The organism is Rhodopila globiformis, from assembly GCF_002937115.1.
Lineage (GTDB): Bacteria > Pseudomonadota > Alphaproteobacteria > Acetobacterales > Acetobacteraceae > Rhodopila > Rhodopila globiformis.
In genome coordinates this window covers 1-16,975 of sequence record NZ_NHRY01000111.1, presented here as the reverse complement: position 1 = coordinate 16,975, position 16,975 = coordinate 1, and the positions used below count along the sequence as shown (strand labels likewise).

Here is a 16,975-nt window from a genome sequence, read left to right as displayed (position 1 = left end):
CCGTCATGCCCCTTTGTTGCGGAGCATGACGGTTACAGTCAGCCTTTACAGGCTGAACACATACAGCATCGAGGTGTTCTGGATATCCTGGTGCCCCGGTGTCTTGTTCAGCATGTCCCGGGCGATGTTGCTGCCGCCAATCAGCACCGCAATATACTGCTTGCCGTTGACTGAATAGGTCATTGGTGGCGCCGAGCTGAGCGAGCCGGCGTTGAAGGTCCAGAGCGGCTTCAACGTCGTGTCGTCCAAGGCGTAGATCGTGCCGTCGACGGTCGTCGTGAACACCAGGCCGCCAGCCGTCGCCACGACGCCGGAGTAGACGGCGTTGGGAACGCTGAGTTGCGCCATCTTCTTGCCGGTCGCGGGATCCATGGCGGTTACGCTGCCTTTCACCCGTTCGGCGTTGGAGGAGGCGCCACCGAACCAGACATGGCCAGCCGCACCTGCTGGCTTGGTGCCGGAATCGGTGTTGGCATCGACGATAACGTCGGAGCAACCTTCTAGCCCACCACCGTACGAAAGGTGGGTACGCTGGCTGTACGAGGTCGGGAAGAAGTTCACGCCACCTTGGATGTTCGGGCAGCCCACGATCTTGTTTTGCTCACGCCGGGAGGCTGCGCCGATCTTGTAGGTTTGAAGGTCCTTGTTGGGGTCGTACTCGACTGGCTTGCCGGTCTTGGGATCGATCCCGTCCGTCCAGTTGACCTTTTCCGCGTATTGCTCAGCCGCAATGAACTGGCCGTTCGTGCGGTCGAGCGTGTAGAAGAAGCCATTACGCCCGAAATGCGCCATGATCTTCCGGTTCTCGCCGTTGACCTTGGTGTCGATCAACTGATTGATTCCGACCTCGTCATAGTCGAGGAAGTCACCTGGCGTGTACTGGAAGTACCATTTCATCTTCCCGGTGTTGACGTCGAAGGCGACGGTGGAGTTGGTGAACAGATTGTCACCGGGGCGATATTCAGGATCAAACATCGGCACGGGCTGGCCGGTGCCCCAAATCGTCAGGTTGGTGGCCGGATCGTAGGAGCCAGTCTGCCAGTAGGAGCCGCCGCCGTGCTTCCAGGCGTTGGTGTTGCCCTTCCAGGTTTCGCTGCCAGGCTCGCCGGGGGCGGGAACGGTGTAGGTCCGCCACAGATGCTCGCCCGTATCGGCATTGAAAGCATCGATGTGCGCACGAGCCCCGCGGTCGCCGCCGCTGCCGCCGACGATCAACTTGTCGCCGATGACCAACGGCGCCGAGGTCAATTCGGACAACGAGGTCTTCATGTCGTCGAACTGGACCGTCTTGACGAGTTCACCGGTATCGGCCTTGATCCACAGGACCTTGTCGTCGCCCGTTACGGAAATCACATAGTTTTTGTAGAGTGCCACCCCGCGCTTTGCCGCAATGAACATGTCGGCCTTGTTGGTCCCGGGATCCATCACCCACATGATCCGGGCCTTGGCCGGATCCCGCACGTCCACCTTGTAAACGGCGCCAAACCCGTCAACGATATACATGAAGCCGTTGTCGACCAGCGGCGTGCTCTGATGCCCGCCCAGTGACACGTCGCCAATGCCGACCGCCCCGCCCAGGGCGACAGTGAAGGCAACGTGAAGATTCTTTACGTTGTCCTTGTTGATTTGGTCGAGCGTGGAATAGCGCTGGGAACTGTAGTCCTTGTTGACCATCAGCCAGTTCTGCGGCTCCTTGTCCGCGTTCAACAGGCGTTCTGGTGTGACATCGGCGGCCAGCCCGGACAGTGTCGTGGTAGCCAGCAAAGCGGATGCCAAAAGAGCGGTGCGTGGGATCGGCCTTAACTTCACTTGTTTCCTCCTGTTCTTTATTTAACCTTGCCACCCTTCGGGACTGCCGGCCACGAAATGTCTGGCTTCGCTACGCACCTATGGCAATAAAACTCGCACCGAAACTAAACCTGGCATGCGGCGGCAAGTCCATCGATCCCAGGACGATGTCACCGTGAGATCGATAGCCAGTGTTTTGCAGCGCCGCCGGGTTGTCAAGTAATTACAGTCGGATGAGAAAACAGAAATGCTCCATGCCGGGTTCGGAACGACATGCTGCGGCCATGAACCCGCCTCGCCAAGCAACAGCGCCAAGCCGCCTTCCCCGAAGCTGACATAGTTTCCGTCTTTATCAAAGAGCGTCAGGTGCCGCCGGGCCATGTTGGTTCTCCCCCCCCCGGCGTCCCGGCGGCACCCGTTGTTGCTGAGCAGGCAGGTCCCGTTCCATGATGCGGCGATCATGGCCACGCTCTGTCTTGGTGTGCGGACGGAGACTCGCACGCTCGAGGCCAAGGAAAAACCCGTGTGTGCGCGCAGTTCCGTGGGGAGGGAATGATGCATCTCACAAGGCTCGGTATTGTCACCGGTTCCAGTACGACTGGCCGGACAGCGGTTCTTGCTCTGGGCATTGTAGCCTGTCTCGCTGGGCGCGCGGTCGCGCAGCCGAGCGATGTGGCTGAGGGAAAGCGGATCTGGGCGGAGAAGGCACAGTGCGTTGATTGCCACGGCTGGGCAGGTGACGGCGCCAGAAGCAGCTTGCACTCGCCTGGCCAGGCCCCCTCGCTCCGCCTGACGAAACTCACTCGCGACCAGATCCGCATGACGATACAATGTGGTCGCCCGGGAACGCCAATGCCGCATTTCGATCGCTTCGCTTACACTGATAAGCGATGTTACGATGCGACGGCCGAGGATCTGGGAGACAAGGTGCCGGACCGGGCGATTGTTACCCTGCAACCTTACGAGATCGATGCCTTGGCCGACTACGTCGCGATCCAGATCAAAGGTGCCGGCCCCGTTACAAAAAAGGAGTGCCAGGATTTCTTTGCTGGAAACGCCGGATCCCGGTGCGACATGTATCCGGATCAGCCGAAGAGCGCATCGCAGGCCGCCCGCTGATCATCGCGGGCCGGCGGCTGTTCCAATCGGGGTGGAAACGGAAACCGGCCCGGCGACGGCTGGAAATGACGCCGTGGCTACAGGGGCCCCTTGTCGGGCAGCAGCACCGGGGGAAGATCCTCGAAGCTGAGATCGCTGCCGTCCTCCTTGAACGGAACGGTGTCGGTCGCCGGGCTTTGCTTGTCCTTGCTGTTACGCCGGCCGCCTTGGCTGGCGTTCTTGGTCAGTTGCTGCTGCTGTTTGGGATCCAGCGTCCGACCCATGATGTCGATGCCGCGGTCACGCTTTTCCTGTGCGTCGGAGACCTTGCGCGCAAGGGCGTCGGAGTATGGCAATTCATAGCTCCTGGGCGTCCCGGAGGGGATATTGTTGCGATCAAGCTCATCGGCCCAAAGATAGATGTGTCCGGGCGCACGGGTCCGCCTGTCAGGCTCCAGGATGCGGCTCGAGATCAGGTTGAAGCGTCCGGGCGGCCGCTGGGTGGTGGGCCAGCCCATCAGCGCATTGATCGTGCTGTAGGTGACGCCGAAAAAGATCGTGGTGACGATGATCGCCGCCGCCTTGATCCACCACCGCCAGAGTGATGTCAGATTCAGGCTGATCAGCAGCAACGTTACGGCGATATAGGCCGCGACAAGACCAACAATGGACCAGTTCACAAGTCCGCTTCCCTATCCAGGATGATCTGTCTGTTTCGGTCCGTTTCCCGATGCTGGCCTGCGAACCGCCTTCACCAGTGACACCGGCGGGCCGGTCTCGACGTCGCTGACTTTGCCATCGGCATCAAGGGTGAAGCGCACGAACGTCTCCTCCTGGCCCTTATGGTCAAAATCATGGGTGCCATAATAGACCACGGATGCTGTCGGATTGAGCTTCTCCACCTTGATGGACACCGGTATCTTGTTGGGGGAGTTCGCAACGAATTCGTGGGCGTTGACGACATATTCGCCCGGCACGATACCACGAATCGTGACGATTTCCTGGTTCAACGGATTCTGGATCGTACGGCCGTTCACCGTGATCCGCTCGCGGCCGCTGCCGCGGTCGTCGTGGTCCAGGTGCATCAGGCCGGCTTCCCTGCCATGATACCAGACGATATTGCCGGCCGGATCCTCCACATACAGGTCCATGTCGTTCAGATCATTGTCCGGCCAGTTCATGGTGATCAGAAACTCGGCCTTCATCTCGATCGCACCGGTCTTCGCCACCGGGTTGATCAGCGCGAACGCAATGAACACCATGAACGCCAGCCCGATGACGACATTGAACAACATGTCGGTGAACGGAACGAACGTTCCGTCGTCGGGATTACCCAGTGGGTCGTCGTCAAGCATGGCCTGTGTGCTCGAGCGCTGGAACGACGTGCACCTCGGTCACTTCAGTGATCTTGTCAAACAGTTCCACCACGCCGGTGGCAAGAAAAAAATACTGAAGTTTCAACAGCAGAGCCGTTGCGATGCCGGTGACGGTGATGTTAAGGGCCACCGCCATGCCGCCGCTCATCCCCGACAGGGCCTTGCGCAGCGTCTCCGCATCGAAGGAATTGAGGCCGGCCATCGGTATCAGCATCAGGATGAAACCAACCGCCGTGCCCAGAAGCGCCAATCGCAGCAGCGCTTCCGACACGAACAGGCCGAATCGCTCGCGGCCGCGAAGGCGATTGATCAGCACGCGAAGCAGGACGCTCTGATCGACCCGGCGCCCACCCTGCACCCTGGCCTTGGTTGCGACATTGGCGACGTGGTTGGCGATCATGCTGCCTTTGGGCAACTGGTCGGTGCCGTCGATATCCGCGGAAAAGCGGACGCGGTTCCGGTGCAACGCATCCTCGAAGCGTCGCGTCGCCGCCAGTTCCCGCGACACGAACCAGTTCTGCGCCAGGCAATGCAGGCTCGTGAACACGAACAACAAGATAATAAGGAACGATATATGCGTCCGGTCAGTCGCGAGCATCGCCTGGATCAGACCCAGTTGCCAAAGCGCAGCGCAACCAAAACCTGTCAGGCTCATCAGGATGAGCCATCGGAGCAGCGGCATGAAATCGCGCGCTTCCGACGGCGTCCCAAGAACGAACGTCGAACGCGGTTCAGCAGAAGATATCGCCACGACCTATCCTTCACTAAATTCAGGCATCGCCGAGTCATCTTTCTGGCATGAAACACTGCCGCACGGCATTTGCAAATTCACCAGGTCGCGGCGCCGTGGCGTTTGACATGCCAACTGCCAAGCGAGGCCTGTGTCGGTGCCTGTCCGATTTGTAACGAATGCGATCGGCGCAGCCGGACAACGCTACTGCGCTGCCAGCACTTTCGGAGAATCCCCGCCCAGGAACGGCGGCGTCTCCTCAACCGGCGGCGGGCGCGTCGCCGCGCCGACTGCCTGCAGAGCGGCTATGAAGGTCGCCTGTGGCTCGACCCCACGGTATTGTGACGGCATCAATGAAACGACGCGGCGTTGTTCGAGGCCGATGTCATAGAGCGTCACGTCGTAGCTGGCCGTGGCGTTCACCCGCGCGCTCAAAGCCGGCACGATCGCCACGCCGCGACCACCCTGGACCATCGCCAGCGCCATTTCATAGGAACGGACGTGACCAACCACGCGGTGGTGCGGCAGGAAGTTTCGATACCAGCCGGAAATACGAAGCTGATAGGGGCTGCCAAAGGTGAACAGCACAACGCTGTTCAGGATTCGCTGCTGGTCTGGCGAAAGTTGCGTCCCAGGATCGACGATGCGCGAGAGATCAAGTCCGCGCGGCACCGCAAGCACATAGGGATCGGAGAAAACATCGTTCTGCAGGAACGATACGCTGCTGCTGGCAAGCGATCCGGCGGCCACCACGGCGACAGTCAGGCGCCGCGTATAAAGCATCTCGAGCGCTTCGGCCGGCGCAACCTCGTGCACATCAAGCTCGACATCCGGACAGGTTTCCATCATGCGCGCCTGCACGTCCGGCAGCAGGGCGCGGGCGATGGAGCTCAACATGCCGATGGACAGGACGCCACGCGTGCCTTTCGAGTGTGCCGCGAGGCCGGCTACGGTTTCATCAACCTCAGCCATGATGGTCTGGGCGCGATCGCGCAGGAATTCGCCGACGGCGGTGAGTTCGAACTGGCTGCGGCCGCGTTCAAACAACAGCTGGCCGATGGAATCCTCGAGCCTGGCGATATGCTGCGACAGCGAAGGTTGGGTCTGGTCCAGCAGCTTGGCGGCGTGCGTCATCGACCGCGCATGTGCGACCGCGAGAAAAATTCGAAGTTGATTCAGCGTGAACGGGGGCGGGGGGATCAAATGGCGCACCAAATCGTGCCAGCAAAACCATTGGAACGAATGATGAAACAGGTCACCCGGCTTCCTGCACGGGCAACGAAGAGGCGACGCAAGTCACCCTGCGCCGCCCCGCCAACACCGTGGCGGCGATCAGACGACCGCGCAGCCGTAAGCGTTGATTTCGCATCCAACTGCGATACGGGTGACCTTGGGTTTACGCCAGGACATGTTTACACTCCCAATATTCGCCCGGCAGATGATCCGGCCGGGCCATTAGCAGCATCCTATCGCTTTATCGGCGTGGAAAGCTATAGCGACCATAAGCGACTTCGGGACCGGCACGATCAAATTTCGTAACGAGAAGCCTGCTTATGGAGGGTATTGCTTCTCCATGGCGCCGTCCGTTCGCACATTAGAAAGTCAGCAAAGCGCCAAAGGGGGGGAAGTTGCAGACGATAACGGGAACGACGACCAGGATTGAACCGCCGCTTGCGCTCCTGGCAGAACTGACCCATCGCTGTCCGCTGCAATGTCCGTACTGCTCCAATCCGGTGCGCCTGAGCGGCGCGTCAGGCGAACTGACGACGGCGGAGTGGCAGGAGGTGCTGACCCAGGCGGCGGCGATTGGAACACTTCAGGTACACTTCTCCGGCGGAGAGCCCACGGCACGCCAGGACCTGCCCCATCTTGTCCGCCACGCCGTCACCGTCGGGCTCTATACGAACCTGATCACCTCGGCGGTCCTGCTTGATCAAAAGCGCGTCGACGTCCTGGCCGAAGCCGGGCTCGATCATGTCCAGATCAGCTTCCAGGATATCGATGATGTGAACGGCGATATCGTGGCCGGCATGGCCGGGGCACAGAAAAGGAAGCGGGACGCGGCCGCGATGATCCGGCGCGCCGGCTTGCCGCTGACCGTCAATCTCGTGGTCCACCGCCAGAACCTCGGCAATCTTGCGGCAATGATCGAGATGGCCGCTGGGTTGGGCGCGGCCCGAATCGAGGTCGCGCACGTGCAATATTACGGGTGGGCATTGGCTAACCGGGATGCCCTTCTGCCGTCGCGTGCCCAACTGGACCGGGCAACAGAAGAAGTCGAGACGGCACGGGCGCGCTTGGCCGGTGCCGTGGTGATCGACTACGTGGTGCCAGACTATTACGCAAAGTTGCCGAAATCCTGCATGGGTGGATGGGGGCGGCGCTTCCTGACCGTGACCCCCGCTGGCCTCGTGCTGCCATGCCATGCCGCGGAAAGCCTGCCGGGATTTGATTTTCCGTCGGTCCGCACGGGATCGCTTGCCGATGCCTGGCAGGCATCAGATGCCTTCAATCGATTCCGCGGCACGGACTGGATGCCGGCGCCTTGTTCCGGATGCGACCGTCGGGAACTCGACTGGGGCGGTTGCCGCTGCCAGGCGTTCGCGCTGACAGGGGATGCGGCGGCAACCGATCCCGCCTGTGGTCTCTCGCCGGATCATGCCCTGCTCGACCTCGCGGTGCAGGATGCGCGGGCAGAACCGCCGCCGTTCATCTATCGCCGCATCGGCGCCCTGCCGGTTGGCTGATCCGCAACGATCATCCGGCGTGCCATCCATAGTGATCGCCTGAGCGAATTCCTGCCCTAACTATGCCCTCGGTCACAGCGGGAAACGGTATGGCTGGATATACCCGTGACAGGCCAATCGGCCAGAGGTTTCACAAACGGGAGGCAGCCATGTCTCAGGATTTTGGAGCGGTGAAAGTCGAGGAACATCGGCACGGTGATACACTTTGGGTCGCCGTTCGGGCACGCGGTGCGGAATGGTCCTGGCTGACGCGGGAAGATGCTTTGCGCCTGGCACATCATTGGATGGCAACATATGAAAGCGCCCCAGGCCAGGCCGCGATGGCTGTGCCTGCCGCCTGAAGGCGCCGACAAGTGGTCCGAACGGGATTCGAATTGCCTACTGGTTCACGTCACGCAGCCACTTTTCGACCTCGTGCCGCTGGATTTTGCCCGTAGTACTGCGAGGGAAATCATCCACGGCAATAAAGCGGACCTCCTTTGGCCGCTTGTAGCCGGCAAGACTGTCCCGACAGGCCGCCATCAGATCCGCCTCGGTCAGTGCTTCGTCGCGACAAGCGACGAATGCCACTGGCACCTCGCCCCAGGTTGCGTCGGTCCGGCGAACCACCACGGCATCGGCGACACGCGGGTCTTTCAGAAGAACCTGTTCTATCTCGGCAGGATAGATGTTTTCGCCGCCTGACTTGATCATGTACTTCACGCGATCCACGAACTCGATCGTGCCGTCCGGACAACGGACAAAGACGTCACCCATGTGGAACCAACCGCCGCGGAAATCTTGCGCATTGGTTTCCGGCGCGTTCCAGTAGCCGCTGAACAGTGTCGGGCCACGCAGCGCCAGCTCGCCCGGAACGCCGTCCGGCACATCGCGATCATCGGCATCCACCAGGCGAAAGACGCAGCTTGCGCTTGGTATTTTCGGCAGCCGAGCCGGCGCGGCACCGATGGGCACACGCCCGGCCGACGCCGGCGGCAAACCGGTCTCCGTCGCGCCGAACGTGTTGGCATAAGGAGCCTGCAGAAGGCTGGTGATTTCCGCCAGTTGATGACGTGGCACCAGATCGGCCATCGCGCCGATGAGCTTGATCCCGCGCGGAACGGTCCGGCGGCGCCTGGCGGCGGCGATCATGTCCTCGATCATGCCCGGCATCACGACAAGCCACCACAGGCGCTCGGTTTCGGCCACGTGCAGGATACGGTCGGGATCGTAGCCCGGAACGACGATTACCTTGCCGCCCAGGCACAGCACGTGGACCGACTGGTCGGTCGAAACCATATGGAACATCGGCGCCCAGGCGACAAATACATCGCCTGGCGCCAGGCTGAAATCCACGCAGCTTGAATGCATCCGGGCGAGCTGCGCCCGATGGCTGATCGTCGCGCCTTTCGGGTTGCCGGTCGTGCCACTTGTGTAAAGGATGACATGGCCGTCTTCCGCTTCCGCGGCAATTTCCGGCTCATCGCTGCTGGCGCGCGCCAGGCGTTCCTCATAGTCGTCGCCAAACTGGATCATCGTTTCCATGCCGGCATCAAGCCGCGCCGCCACGGCGGCAAATCCGGGCGAAACAAAAATGACCCTCGGCACGGCGAGGCTTATGCAATGCGCCAGTTCCCGATCTGCGAGCCGCCAGTTCAGCGCGCAAACGATGGCGCCCAGCTTGCCCGCGGCGAACATCAGCTCAAGATATTCCGCACGGTTCTCCGAGAGGATCGCCACCCGATCGCCGCGCGTGATCTCCATCCCACGCAACAGGTTCGCGAGCCGGTTCGCCCTGGCGTTCAACGTGGCGAAGTCAAGTTGCCGATCGGCGTCAATGATCGCGATCCGATGGGGATGCTGCAGGGCCCGGGCACGGAGCATGTGTCCGATCGTAACATCGGCCACCTGACGTGCGCGCGCTCGATCGATACCATCCGACATTTCAGCTACCCCAGGCTGATGCCTTCTCCAGTGCTTGGGCGCGGTCCGGATTGTCCAACAGCAAGAGAAAATCAGCAAGTGGCGGGCCGGAACGAACCGCGCCCACGTAGCGGTATTTGACGCCCGTTGGTGATCGTGCTGGCCTCGCGGAAACAGATGACCCATGACCGCCTTGGTCTGGTGGGGAGGAAACATGGCAGACCCTCATAAATTCATTCTCTACCGCGTCACCGATCGCATCGCGCGCATCACGTTGAACGCGCCGGAGAAGCGCAATGCGCTGTCATTCTCAATGCGCGACGAAATTGTCAGGGCGCTGCGGACTGCCGAATCCGATGACGCGGTTTCCGTGATCCTGATCGACGGCGCCGGCCCCTCGTTCTGCTCTGGATACGACCTGTCGCCGGGCAACCGTGATAATCCAAAGGAAGGCTGGGTGCATTCGGCACATTTCGACGGCTGGACCGACCAGTTCGCGCGAAGCTGCCTGCGCGACTGGATGACGATCTGGGATCTGCTGAAGCCTGTCGTGGTCAAGGCGCATGGTCACTGCGTCGCCGGCGGCACCGAGATCCTGTCCATGGCCGACATCGCGTTCGTGGCGGACGACGCGCGCATCGGCTATCCGCCGATGCGCGGCATGACCACGCCGGACACGCTGTATTTCCCATGGAAGATGTCGATGGCGCGGGCAAAATACCTGCAATTGACAGGAAATTCGGTCACCGGCCGCGAGGCCGCCCAGATGGGCTGGGTGGCCAAGAGTTTCCCGGCCGATCGGCTGGAGGAGGAAGTCATGCGCGAGCTCCGGCCGATGACCCGGATCGCGCCGGACCTGCTGGCCGCCAACAAGCATTCGGTGAACCAAGCTTACGAGATCATGGGCTTCCGCACCGCCCTGTCGATGGGCTGGCAGTGGCACGCGTTGTCATCGCGCCTGCGTCCCGGCGCGGGACAGTTCGCCGAAAAAATGCGTGAAGGCGGCTTGAAGGCGGCGCTCGCCTGGCGCGACGGCTCGTTCAAACGTGAAGGATTCGACTAAGTAGGTAGCCGGAACTCCTGCGACAAACTCAGAGCCAGCTGTTGCACGCGATGCCCGATTATCAGGACTTTCGCGAGCATCTCAGGTGCGAATATGTCGCAAAACTTTTGGCTACCTACTTAGAACAGCAGACTCGTCCCCGGTGAGCTCCGGCCGGGTACAGGCACTGGGCGGCTCTTGGCGACGATGAAGCGGAATCCGCCGTTCCCGACATAATCAGCCCGGGGAGGATATGAAACCATGCTGACGATCGACGCGCAGGTTCACGCCTATGAACGAAACCATCCCGGCCGCCCCTGGGCCGGCGTGTTGCATGGTCCGCCCGAGGTCACCGGCGACGACATGGTGGCAGCCATGGACTCCGTCGGCGTGGACGGCGCCTTGCTGGTTTCACCGTACACGATGTATCGTTACGACGCCAGCTACGCCATTGGCGTGCACGCGGCGCATCCTGGCCGGTTTGCGCTGATCAAGCCGGTCGATCCGAACGATCCAGCCGTCGCGGAAACGATCGCCGACTGGGGGACCACCAAAGGCGCTGTCGCAATCCGCATCATGATGCAGGGCGATGTCTCGACGGATGCCGCGGATCCCGGCATCAACCGTGTCCTGGCTGCCGCCGCCGGGCAGGGGCTTCCGGTCAACCTGCTGTGCTGGGGGCGGTTGGAGCAGACCAGGGAACTGGCCGCCCGTCATCCCGAGACAAGGCTGGTGATCGACCACCTTGGTCTGCGGCAACCGTTCGAACCGCCCGTCCCCGAGGCGCCGTTCGCGGATCTTCCCCAACTGCTGGCGCTGGCCCCGCATGACAACGTTGTGGTGAAGATCAGCGGTGCCTGCACGTTGTCGCACGAGCCGTTCCCCTACAACGACCTGTGGGATCCGCTTCGGCGCATTTTCGATGCCTTCGGGTTCGACCGCTGCATGTGGGGCACCGACTGGACCCGGGCCGTGGCGCTGCTGACCTATCGGCAAGGTGTCGAGGCATTCCGCGTCACCGACCGCCTGTCCGACAGCGAGCGCGCCAGGCTGATGGGCGGGACAGTGCAACAAGTCTATAACTGGACGCCAACGAAATCCTGATGCGCCCGCAACGGTCGCGACGGAGATGCGGCATCCGTTCCTAGCGCCGCGCGACCATGGCGGCGGAATTGCGCCGTTCCTCCTCGGCGCGCACGGTTTCCACCAGGAACTGCGGCCCGAGCGCTGCCAGGTTGACCGCGCCAAGCTGGCCCATGACCAGGTCGATCTCGCGTTGCAGGATAGAAACGGCCTTCCGCACGCCCGCTAATCCACCCGCGGTGGCGCCATACAGCGTTGCCCGGCCTGTCAGTACGAAATCGGCGCCGAGGCACAGCGCCGCGACGATGTCGGAGCCACGACGCACGCCGCTGTCCAGCAACAGCGGCACATCGGGCCCGACGGCAGCGCGGATCATCGGCAAAACGTCGAGCGGTGACGGCATCATGTCCAGTTGCCGCGCGCCATGGTTGGAAACGATCAGACCATCCACGCCGATCCCGGTGGCGATGCGCGCGTCCTCGGGGTGCATCACGCCCTTCAGCAGCAGCTTGCCGGGCCAGGCGTTGCGGATCGCTTCCAGCTCCGCCCAGGTCTGGCTGGGGTCCGGCGTTTGTGTCGCAAACAAATCGGCGACCTGATCGGGCGTCGCGCCCGCCGCGGCATAAGGCTGCCAGTTGCCCATCATCGGCAGGCCGCCGCTGCGGTAGTAGTTAATGACCCAGGCCGGGTGCAGCATCGCCTCCAAGATCGTCGGCAAGGTCATGCGCAGCGGCCGGACGAAGCCGTTGCGACGGTTGCGCTCACGGTTCGACGACACCGGCACATCGCAGGTCACGGCGATCGTGGTCAGGCCGCAATCAATGGCCCGCTTCACCAGGTCTGCCGCAACGTTGCGGTTGCGCGCTCCATAGATCTGGTACCACAGGTTCTTTCCCGCCAGTTTCGCGCCCTGTTCCATCGATGCATTCGACGCGCCGGACATCAGGTATGGTATGTCCATCTCCCTGGCCGCCTGGGCCAGGTAGAGCTCGGCATCCTGGCGGAAGGCGCCGGCCATGCCGGTCGGTGCGATCCCGAACGGGCTGGCATAGGTGCGGCCAAATAACGTCGTCCGCTGTTCCCGCCCGCTGGTGTCGATGTAATAGCGCGGCACCAGGCGGATGTTGCGAAATGCGTTGGCGTTGGTGTTCAGGCCGACCTCGTCGTCCGCGCCACCTTCGATGAAGTCGAACATGATCCTCGGCAGGCGGCGCCTGGCCATACGCTTCAGGTCGTCTATGTTGATCGCTTTGTCGATGCGGCCCATCTGCGTTTCCTCCCTCTTTCTGCGCGGCGCCGCATGAACGTGGCGAGCCCGTCGTACCGGGCCCGATCCGGCCGGCTTCGAAAGAGGTTAGCAGCGGGATGCGCAGTTTACCAACCCACGGGCCTATCGAGCGCACGCTAGCAGCGGCCGGATCTGTGGGATGCGTTCCTCGATCACCGCGGCCCGCTCGCGCAGGACCGGACTTGGGAACGCAGCGGACCATGCAAGCGGCCGTGGCAACACTACGGCGAGAAGGGCCGCCTCGCGCCGGGACAGGGCCGAGGCGGGCTTATGGAAGAACGCGCGTGAAGCCGCTTCGGCGCCGTATATGCCGGGCCCGAACTCGACGATATTCAGATAGACCTCCAGCACACGGCGCTTTGGCCACAAGACGGCGATCTGTGGCGTGAGCCAGGCCTCGACAAGCTTGCGGAGGGGATTGCGGCCCGGCCAAAGGAACAGGTTTTTCGCAGTCTGCATCGTGATGGTGCTGGCCCCGCGCGGGCGTTCGCCCTCCTGCCAGGCATCGATCTGGGTCTGCATGGCCCTGATGTCGAAGCCCCAGTTTTCCTGGCAGAACCAATTATCCTCTGATGCGATAACGGAATCCGCCAGGGCGGGTGCAATCCTGTCATAGGCGACCCAGTGGTGGTGCAGACCGTAGCCCTGGGCAACGCGGATCAGCATCAGTGGTGTCACCGGCGGCGGCACGAAGCGAAACACGACAATCAGCAACGACGGCCCGGCAAGCACGATCAGTGTTGCCATCAAAACAGTCCGGAGCCGCCCGGATCGCCGCAGGCGCGATCGCCCGAACATCACAGCCCCGTTGACGCAGGCCTGCTGGCGCCAATCGGCTTCACGCCGGTGCCATGCCCGGTATAGTCCGGCGCAGGATCAGAAACGGGAGCGAACGCCATGACAATGAGCGGCCGCGTTGTCTTCAGCCAGATGGACGAAGTGATTTTCGGCAAGCCAGCGGCCGAGGCGGTGGCCGCGTTGGCCCGTCGCGCCGGCGCAAAGCGCGTGCTGCTGATGGCCAGCGGCACGCTGAACCGGCAGACCGACGAAATCGAGCGCATCCGTGCCGCACTGGACGACACCTGCGCCGGGATCTTTGACGGCGTGCCGGCGCACACGCCGCGTGGGGCCGTTGTCGAGGCCACCGCCATGGCGCGCGACGCCAAAATCGACCTGATCGTAACGATTGGCGGCGGGTCGGTCACCGATGCCGCCAAGGCCGTGCAGTTATGCCTGGCGAACGACATCCGTTCCGCCGAGGCGCTGGATGCCTTGCGCCCGGCCAAGGGGCCGGACGGCGCGCTGGTTCCTCCACCATGCTCGGCACCGACCGTGCGGCAGATTGCCGTGCCGACCACGCTGTCGGCTGGCGAATTCAGTGCCATTTCGGGCGTCACGGACGAACGGACACGGGTTAAGGAATTGTTCCGCCATCCTCGTATCATTCCGGGCGCAGTTGTCCTGGACCCTGCAATCACCGTTCACACCCCGGAGTGGCTGTTCCTGTCCACCGGTATCCGGGCGGTTGATCATTGTGTTGAAGGAATTTGTTCGCAGGAGGCGCATCCCTATGCCGATGCGCAAGCATTACGAAGCCTTGGTCTGCTGGTCAATGGCTTGCCACGGGTGAAAGCCGACCCGTCGGACCTGCAGGGCCGGCTTGATTGCCAGATCGGCGCCTGGCTCTCCATGGGGCCGCTGGCCACCGGCGTGCCGATGGGGGCGAGCCACGGCATCGGCTACATTCTCGGCGCGGCCTTCGACATCCCGCACGGCCACACATCCTGCATCATGCTGCCCGCCGTCATGCGCTGGAACAAACCGGCCAATGCCGATCGGCAGGCGATGGTGGCGGCGGCAATGGGGGAGCCGGAGCAGGACGCCGGCGAACGACTCGATGCCTTCATCGGCGGCCTGGGAATGCCGCGCAGCCTTTCAGCCGTTCATATCGGCCGCGAGCATTTCGATCGGATTGCCGAAGAGTCGATGCGCACGCCCTGGGTGCCGCGCAATCCGCGCCGCATCGACGCACCGCGACAGGTGCGGGAGATCCTGGAACTCGCCGCCTGAAGGCAGCCGGGGGGATCGCCCCGCGCTGCGGTTCGTTACGGATGCGGCCCCCAGGGCGCGGCCTGGAGCAGCTTCACCTCCTGCGTCATCACCAGCGGGCGGAACTGGGCCGCGAATCCCTCGACGAAATCCTTGTTCGCGAACACCGCCGCCCAATGCGCCCGCCGATCGGCGTCGTCGTTGAACTTCCAGAGGTGGACGAGCTGGTTGATGACGCCCGTGTCGGCCTGGAAGTAGCCGACAAGGTTCCTGTCATGGCCGCCCTTCTGCAGCGCCGGGAAGCCATATTCCTGGTAGAGCCTGGTCGCCTCGGCCATCTTGCCGACGTACAGGGTGTAGGTTCTGAGTTCGTACAGCGCCACGGTGCGTCTCCTCTCCGGACTCCTGTTCCGTGCCCGGATTGAATTCCCGGCGTTCTTCCGCCTGCACGGCTTATGCGGCGGCCTTGCCGGCTGCGACAGGTCCCCAAGACTTCAGCACCGGCAGGACTTCCTTGGCAAATAGCTTCAGGCCGCGTTCTGAAACCTCATATGGCGTGCCGCCGAAACGGAAAGCGACGTTGACCTCGAAGTCGCCCAGGAGCTTGCGGCGGGCCTCGAGGCCGCGCAGGATTCTGTCTGGCGTTCCCCAGCTTGCGGCCTGCATGAATCCGTTCACCGCACCTTCAAGCCCGGCTTTCCGGGCAATTTCGGCTTTCTGCTGATAGGCGTCGTAGCCCTTGACCGTCTTGAAGTGCTCGCCAAGAAATTCGTAGTGGTAGAAATTGCTTTCGACGAACTTGCCTTGATACCGGCGCGCCTCTTCCTCGGTCTCGGCGAGATTGGTGCCGCAGATGCAGAACTCGGTCAGCATGATGTGCGGTGGTTCTGTTTCATGGAACTGGCGATGCAGGTCCCGCCCGCGCTCGATCACCGGCAATCGCATTTCCCACGGCCGATCGGCGAACATCACCATGTGGGCGCCGAGTTTCGCGGCCGAGATGACGGAATCCTCGCTGGATGCCACGGCGTAGATCCGTCCGTCGAAGGAATACCGGGGGCGCGGGCGGATTTCGGTGCGTGGCTGCCGGTAATATGGGCCGTCGCCTTCGATGAATCCGGTCTTCAGCGCGTTGACAATCATCGGCGCCGCCTCGTCGAAGCGGCCGCGCGATTCGTCCATGCTGAGACGGAAGGCCGCGAACTCGCGACGGGCCAGTCCTCGGCCCATGCCGAAACGAAAGCGTCCCTTGGAGAGATTGTCCTGAACCGCGGCCTGCTCGGCCACCCGCAGCGGATCGTGCCAGGGCAGGATGACCGCCGCCGTGCCCAGATCGATGTTCGGGCATAGCGCCGTCAGATAGGTCATGAGCTGGATGTTGTCAGGTACGAACGAATAGTCGGCGAAGTGGTGCTCGGCGGACCAGAGGCAATCGAAGCCTGAGTCGGCCGCTAGGCGGGCCAGGCGGATCTCTTCTTCCCACACCTGGGCATCAGTACAGTTTTCCCAGCCATAGCTGGAAAACACCATCATGGCGCCTACGTCCATGGCAAACCCTCCCGTTTCGCTTGCGTTGTGCCGTGGCAGGGGATGGTTTCACGGACCATTGCCTGGCGCAAGCGCCGGACGGGAGCCAGGGGCGGCCACGACTGCGTTCGTCAAGTGTGAGGCTTGGCAGCAGGCCCGATGCACCCACTGCCTACAAGTAACTACATGGCAAAGCGCCGTGCCTGGGCTTTGCGCGTCTCAGGACTCCCCTCATATTTCAGATCGCCCCAAATACTTTCGAGAACAGCGGCTGAGCATCGAGCATGGCGGTGAAGGTTTCCATCAACGGGCGCAGACGGCTTTCCGGCATGTTGGGGATCAGGT

At 62.4% G+C, this 16,975-nt stretch carries 17 protein-coding genes; 5 read left to right on the top strand and 12 right to left on the bottom strand.

The features are described 5' to 3' along the window. Positions 1 to 45 precede the first annotated feature (45 nt). A complete protein-coding gene (locus CCS01_RS11040; RefSeq protein WP_146101687.1) occupies positions 46 to 1,809 on the bottom strand; it encodes a pyrroloquinoline quinone-dependent dehydrogenase in 1,764 nt (587 codons plus the stop codon). A gap of 78 nt (positions 1,810 to 1,887) precedes the next feature. Then, complete coding sequence (locus tag CCS01_RS32710; protein WP_146101686.1) at positions 1,888 to 2,169, bottom strand: hypothetical protein; 282 nt, start codon at positions 2,167 to 2,169, stop codon at positions 1,888 to 1,890. 171 nt (positions 2,170 to 2,340) lie between these two features. On the opposite strand from CCS01_RS32710, the gene CCS01_RS35695 reads away from it, so the two are divergent. Continuing rightward, entirely contained in the window at positions 2,341 to 2,907 is a 567-nt protein-coding gene (locus CCS01_RS35695) for a c-type cytochrome (protein ID WP_146101685.1), read from the top strand. Positions 2,908 to 2,984: 77 nt separating this feature from the next. Here CCS01_RS35695 and CCS01_RS11030 read toward each other — a convergent pair whose 3' ends face one another. The 5 genes from CCS01_RS11030 to pqqA all read right to left on the bottom strand — a co-directional run bounded on the left by CCS01_RS11030 (position 2,985) and on the right by pqqA (position 6,402). Continuing rightward, entirely contained in the window at positions 2,985 to 3,518 is a 534-nt protein-coding gene (locus tag CCS01_RS11030; protein WP_146101684.1) for a hypothetical protein, read from the bottom strand. A gap of 60 nt (positions 3,519 to 3,578) precedes the next feature. Continuing rightward, positions 3,579 to 4,148, bottom strand: a complete 570-nt coding sequence (locus CCS01_RS11025) for an energy transducer TonB (RefSeq protein ID WP_204848225.1) — start codon at positions 4,146 to 4,148, stop codon at positions 3,579 to 3,581. A gap of 85 nt (positions 4,149 to 4,233) precedes the next feature. Beyond that, positions 4,234 to 5,013 carry a MotA/TolQ/ExbB proton channel family protein gene (locus tag CCS01_RS11020; protein ID WP_146101683.1) on the bottom strand — a complete coding sequence of 260 codons (780 nt, stop codon included), beginning with the start codon at positions 5,011 to 5,013 and terminating at the stop codon, positions 4,234 to 4,236. A gap of 183 nt (positions 5,014 to 5,196) precedes the next feature. After that, complete coding sequence (locus CCS01_RS11015; protein WP_158258346.1) at positions 5,197 to 6,204, bottom strand: LysR family transcriptional regulator; 1,008 nt, start codon at positions 6,202 to 6,204, stop codon at positions 5,197 to 5,199. Positions 6,205 to 6,324: 120 nt separating this feature from the next. Next, positions 6,325 to 6,402, bottom strand: a complete 78-nt coding sequence (gene pqqA, locus CCS01_RS36045) for a pyrroloquinoline quinone precursor peptide PqqA (RefSeq protein ID WP_104518899.1) — start codon at positions 6,400 to 6,402, stop codon at positions 6,325 to 6,327. A gap of 218 nt (positions 6,403 to 6,620) precedes the next feature. On the opposite strand from pqqA, the gene pqqE reads away from it, so the two are divergent. Then, positions 6,621 to 7,739 carry a pyrroloquinoline quinone biosynthesis protein PqqE gene (pqqE, locus tag CCS01_RS11005; protein ID WP_408887483.1) on the top strand — a complete coding sequence of 373 codons (1,119 nt, stop codon included), beginning with the start codon at positions 6,621 to 6,623 and terminating at the stop codon, positions 7,737 to 7,739. Between the two features lie 378 nt (positions 7,740 to 8,117). On the opposite strand, the gene CCS01_RS11000 is transcribed toward pqqE, so the two are convergent. Continuing rightward, positions 8,118 to 9,827, bottom strand: coding sequence for a class I adenylate-forming enzyme family protein (locus CCS01_RS11000; protein WP_204848224.1), 1,710 nt, complete (start codon positions 9,825 to 9,827; stop codon positions 8,118 to 8,120). A 28-nt stretch (positions 9,828 to 9,855) separates the two neighbouring features. Between CCS01_RS11000 and CCS01_RS10995 the strand changes: the two genes are divergently transcribed. Further along, positions 9,856 to 10,704 (top strand): enoyl-CoA hydratase-related protein, encoded by an 849-nt coding sequence (locus CCS01_RS10995; protein WP_204848223.1) that lies wholly within the window; start codon positions 9,856 to 9,858, stop codon positions 10,702 to 10,704. Between the two features lie 240 nt (positions 10,705 to 10,944). After that, positions 10,945 to 11,787 (top strand): amidohydrolase family protein, encoded by an 843-nt coding sequence (locus CCS01_RS10990; RefSeq protein ID WP_104518869.1) that lies wholly within the window; start codon positions 10,945 to 10,947, stop codon positions 11,785 to 11,787. A 40-nt stretch (positions 11,788 to 11,827) separates the two neighbouring features. Here CCS01_RS10990 and CCS01_RS10985 read toward each other — a convergent pair whose 3' ends face one another. Together CCS01_RS10985 and mtgA are read right to left on the bottom strand one after the other, a co-directional pair. Continuing rightward, a complete protein-coding gene (locus tag CCS01_RS10985; RefSeq protein ID WP_104518868.1) occupies positions 11,828 to 13,033 on the bottom strand; it encodes an alpha-hydroxy acid oxidase in 1,206 nt (401 codons plus the stop codon). Positions 13,034 to 13,156: 123 nt separating this feature from the next. Beyond that, on the bottom strand, positions 13,157 to 13,801 hold the full coding sequence (gene mtgA / locus CCS01_RS10980; protein ID WP_239992104.1) for a monofunctional biosynthetic peptidoglycan transglycosylase: 645 nt from the start codon (positions 13,799 to 13,801) through the stop codon (positions 13,157 to 13,159). Positions 13,802 to 13,951: 150 nt separating this feature from the next. On the opposite strand from mtgA, the gene CCS01_RS10975 reads away from it, so the two are divergent. Then, positions 13,952 to 15,124, top strand: a complete 1,173-nt coding sequence (locus CCS01_RS10975) for an iron-containing alcohol dehydrogenase (protein WP_239992103.1) — start codon at positions 13,952 to 13,954, stop codon at positions 15,122 to 15,124. A gap of 35 nt (positions 15,125 to 15,159) precedes the next feature. Here the strand turns inward: CCS01_RS10975 and CCS01_RS10970 are convergent, their stop codons facing one another. Together CCS01_RS10970 and CCS01_RS10965 are read right to left on the bottom strand one after the other, a co-directional pair. Beyond that, on the bottom strand, positions 15,160 to 15,486 hold the full coding sequence (locus CCS01_RS10970; protein ID WP_104518865.1) for an NIPSNAP family protein: 327 nt from the start codon (positions 15,484 to 15,486) through the stop codon (positions 15,160 to 15,162). Positions 15,487 to 15,556: 70 nt separating this feature from the next. After that, positions 15,557 to 16,651, bottom strand: a complete 1,095-nt coding sequence (locus tag CCS01_RS10965; RefSeq protein WP_104518864.1) for an LLM class flavin-dependent oxidoreductase — start codon at positions 16,649 to 16,651, stop codon at positions 15,557 to 15,559. Between the last annotated feature and the right edge of the window lie 324 nt (positions 16,652 to 16,975).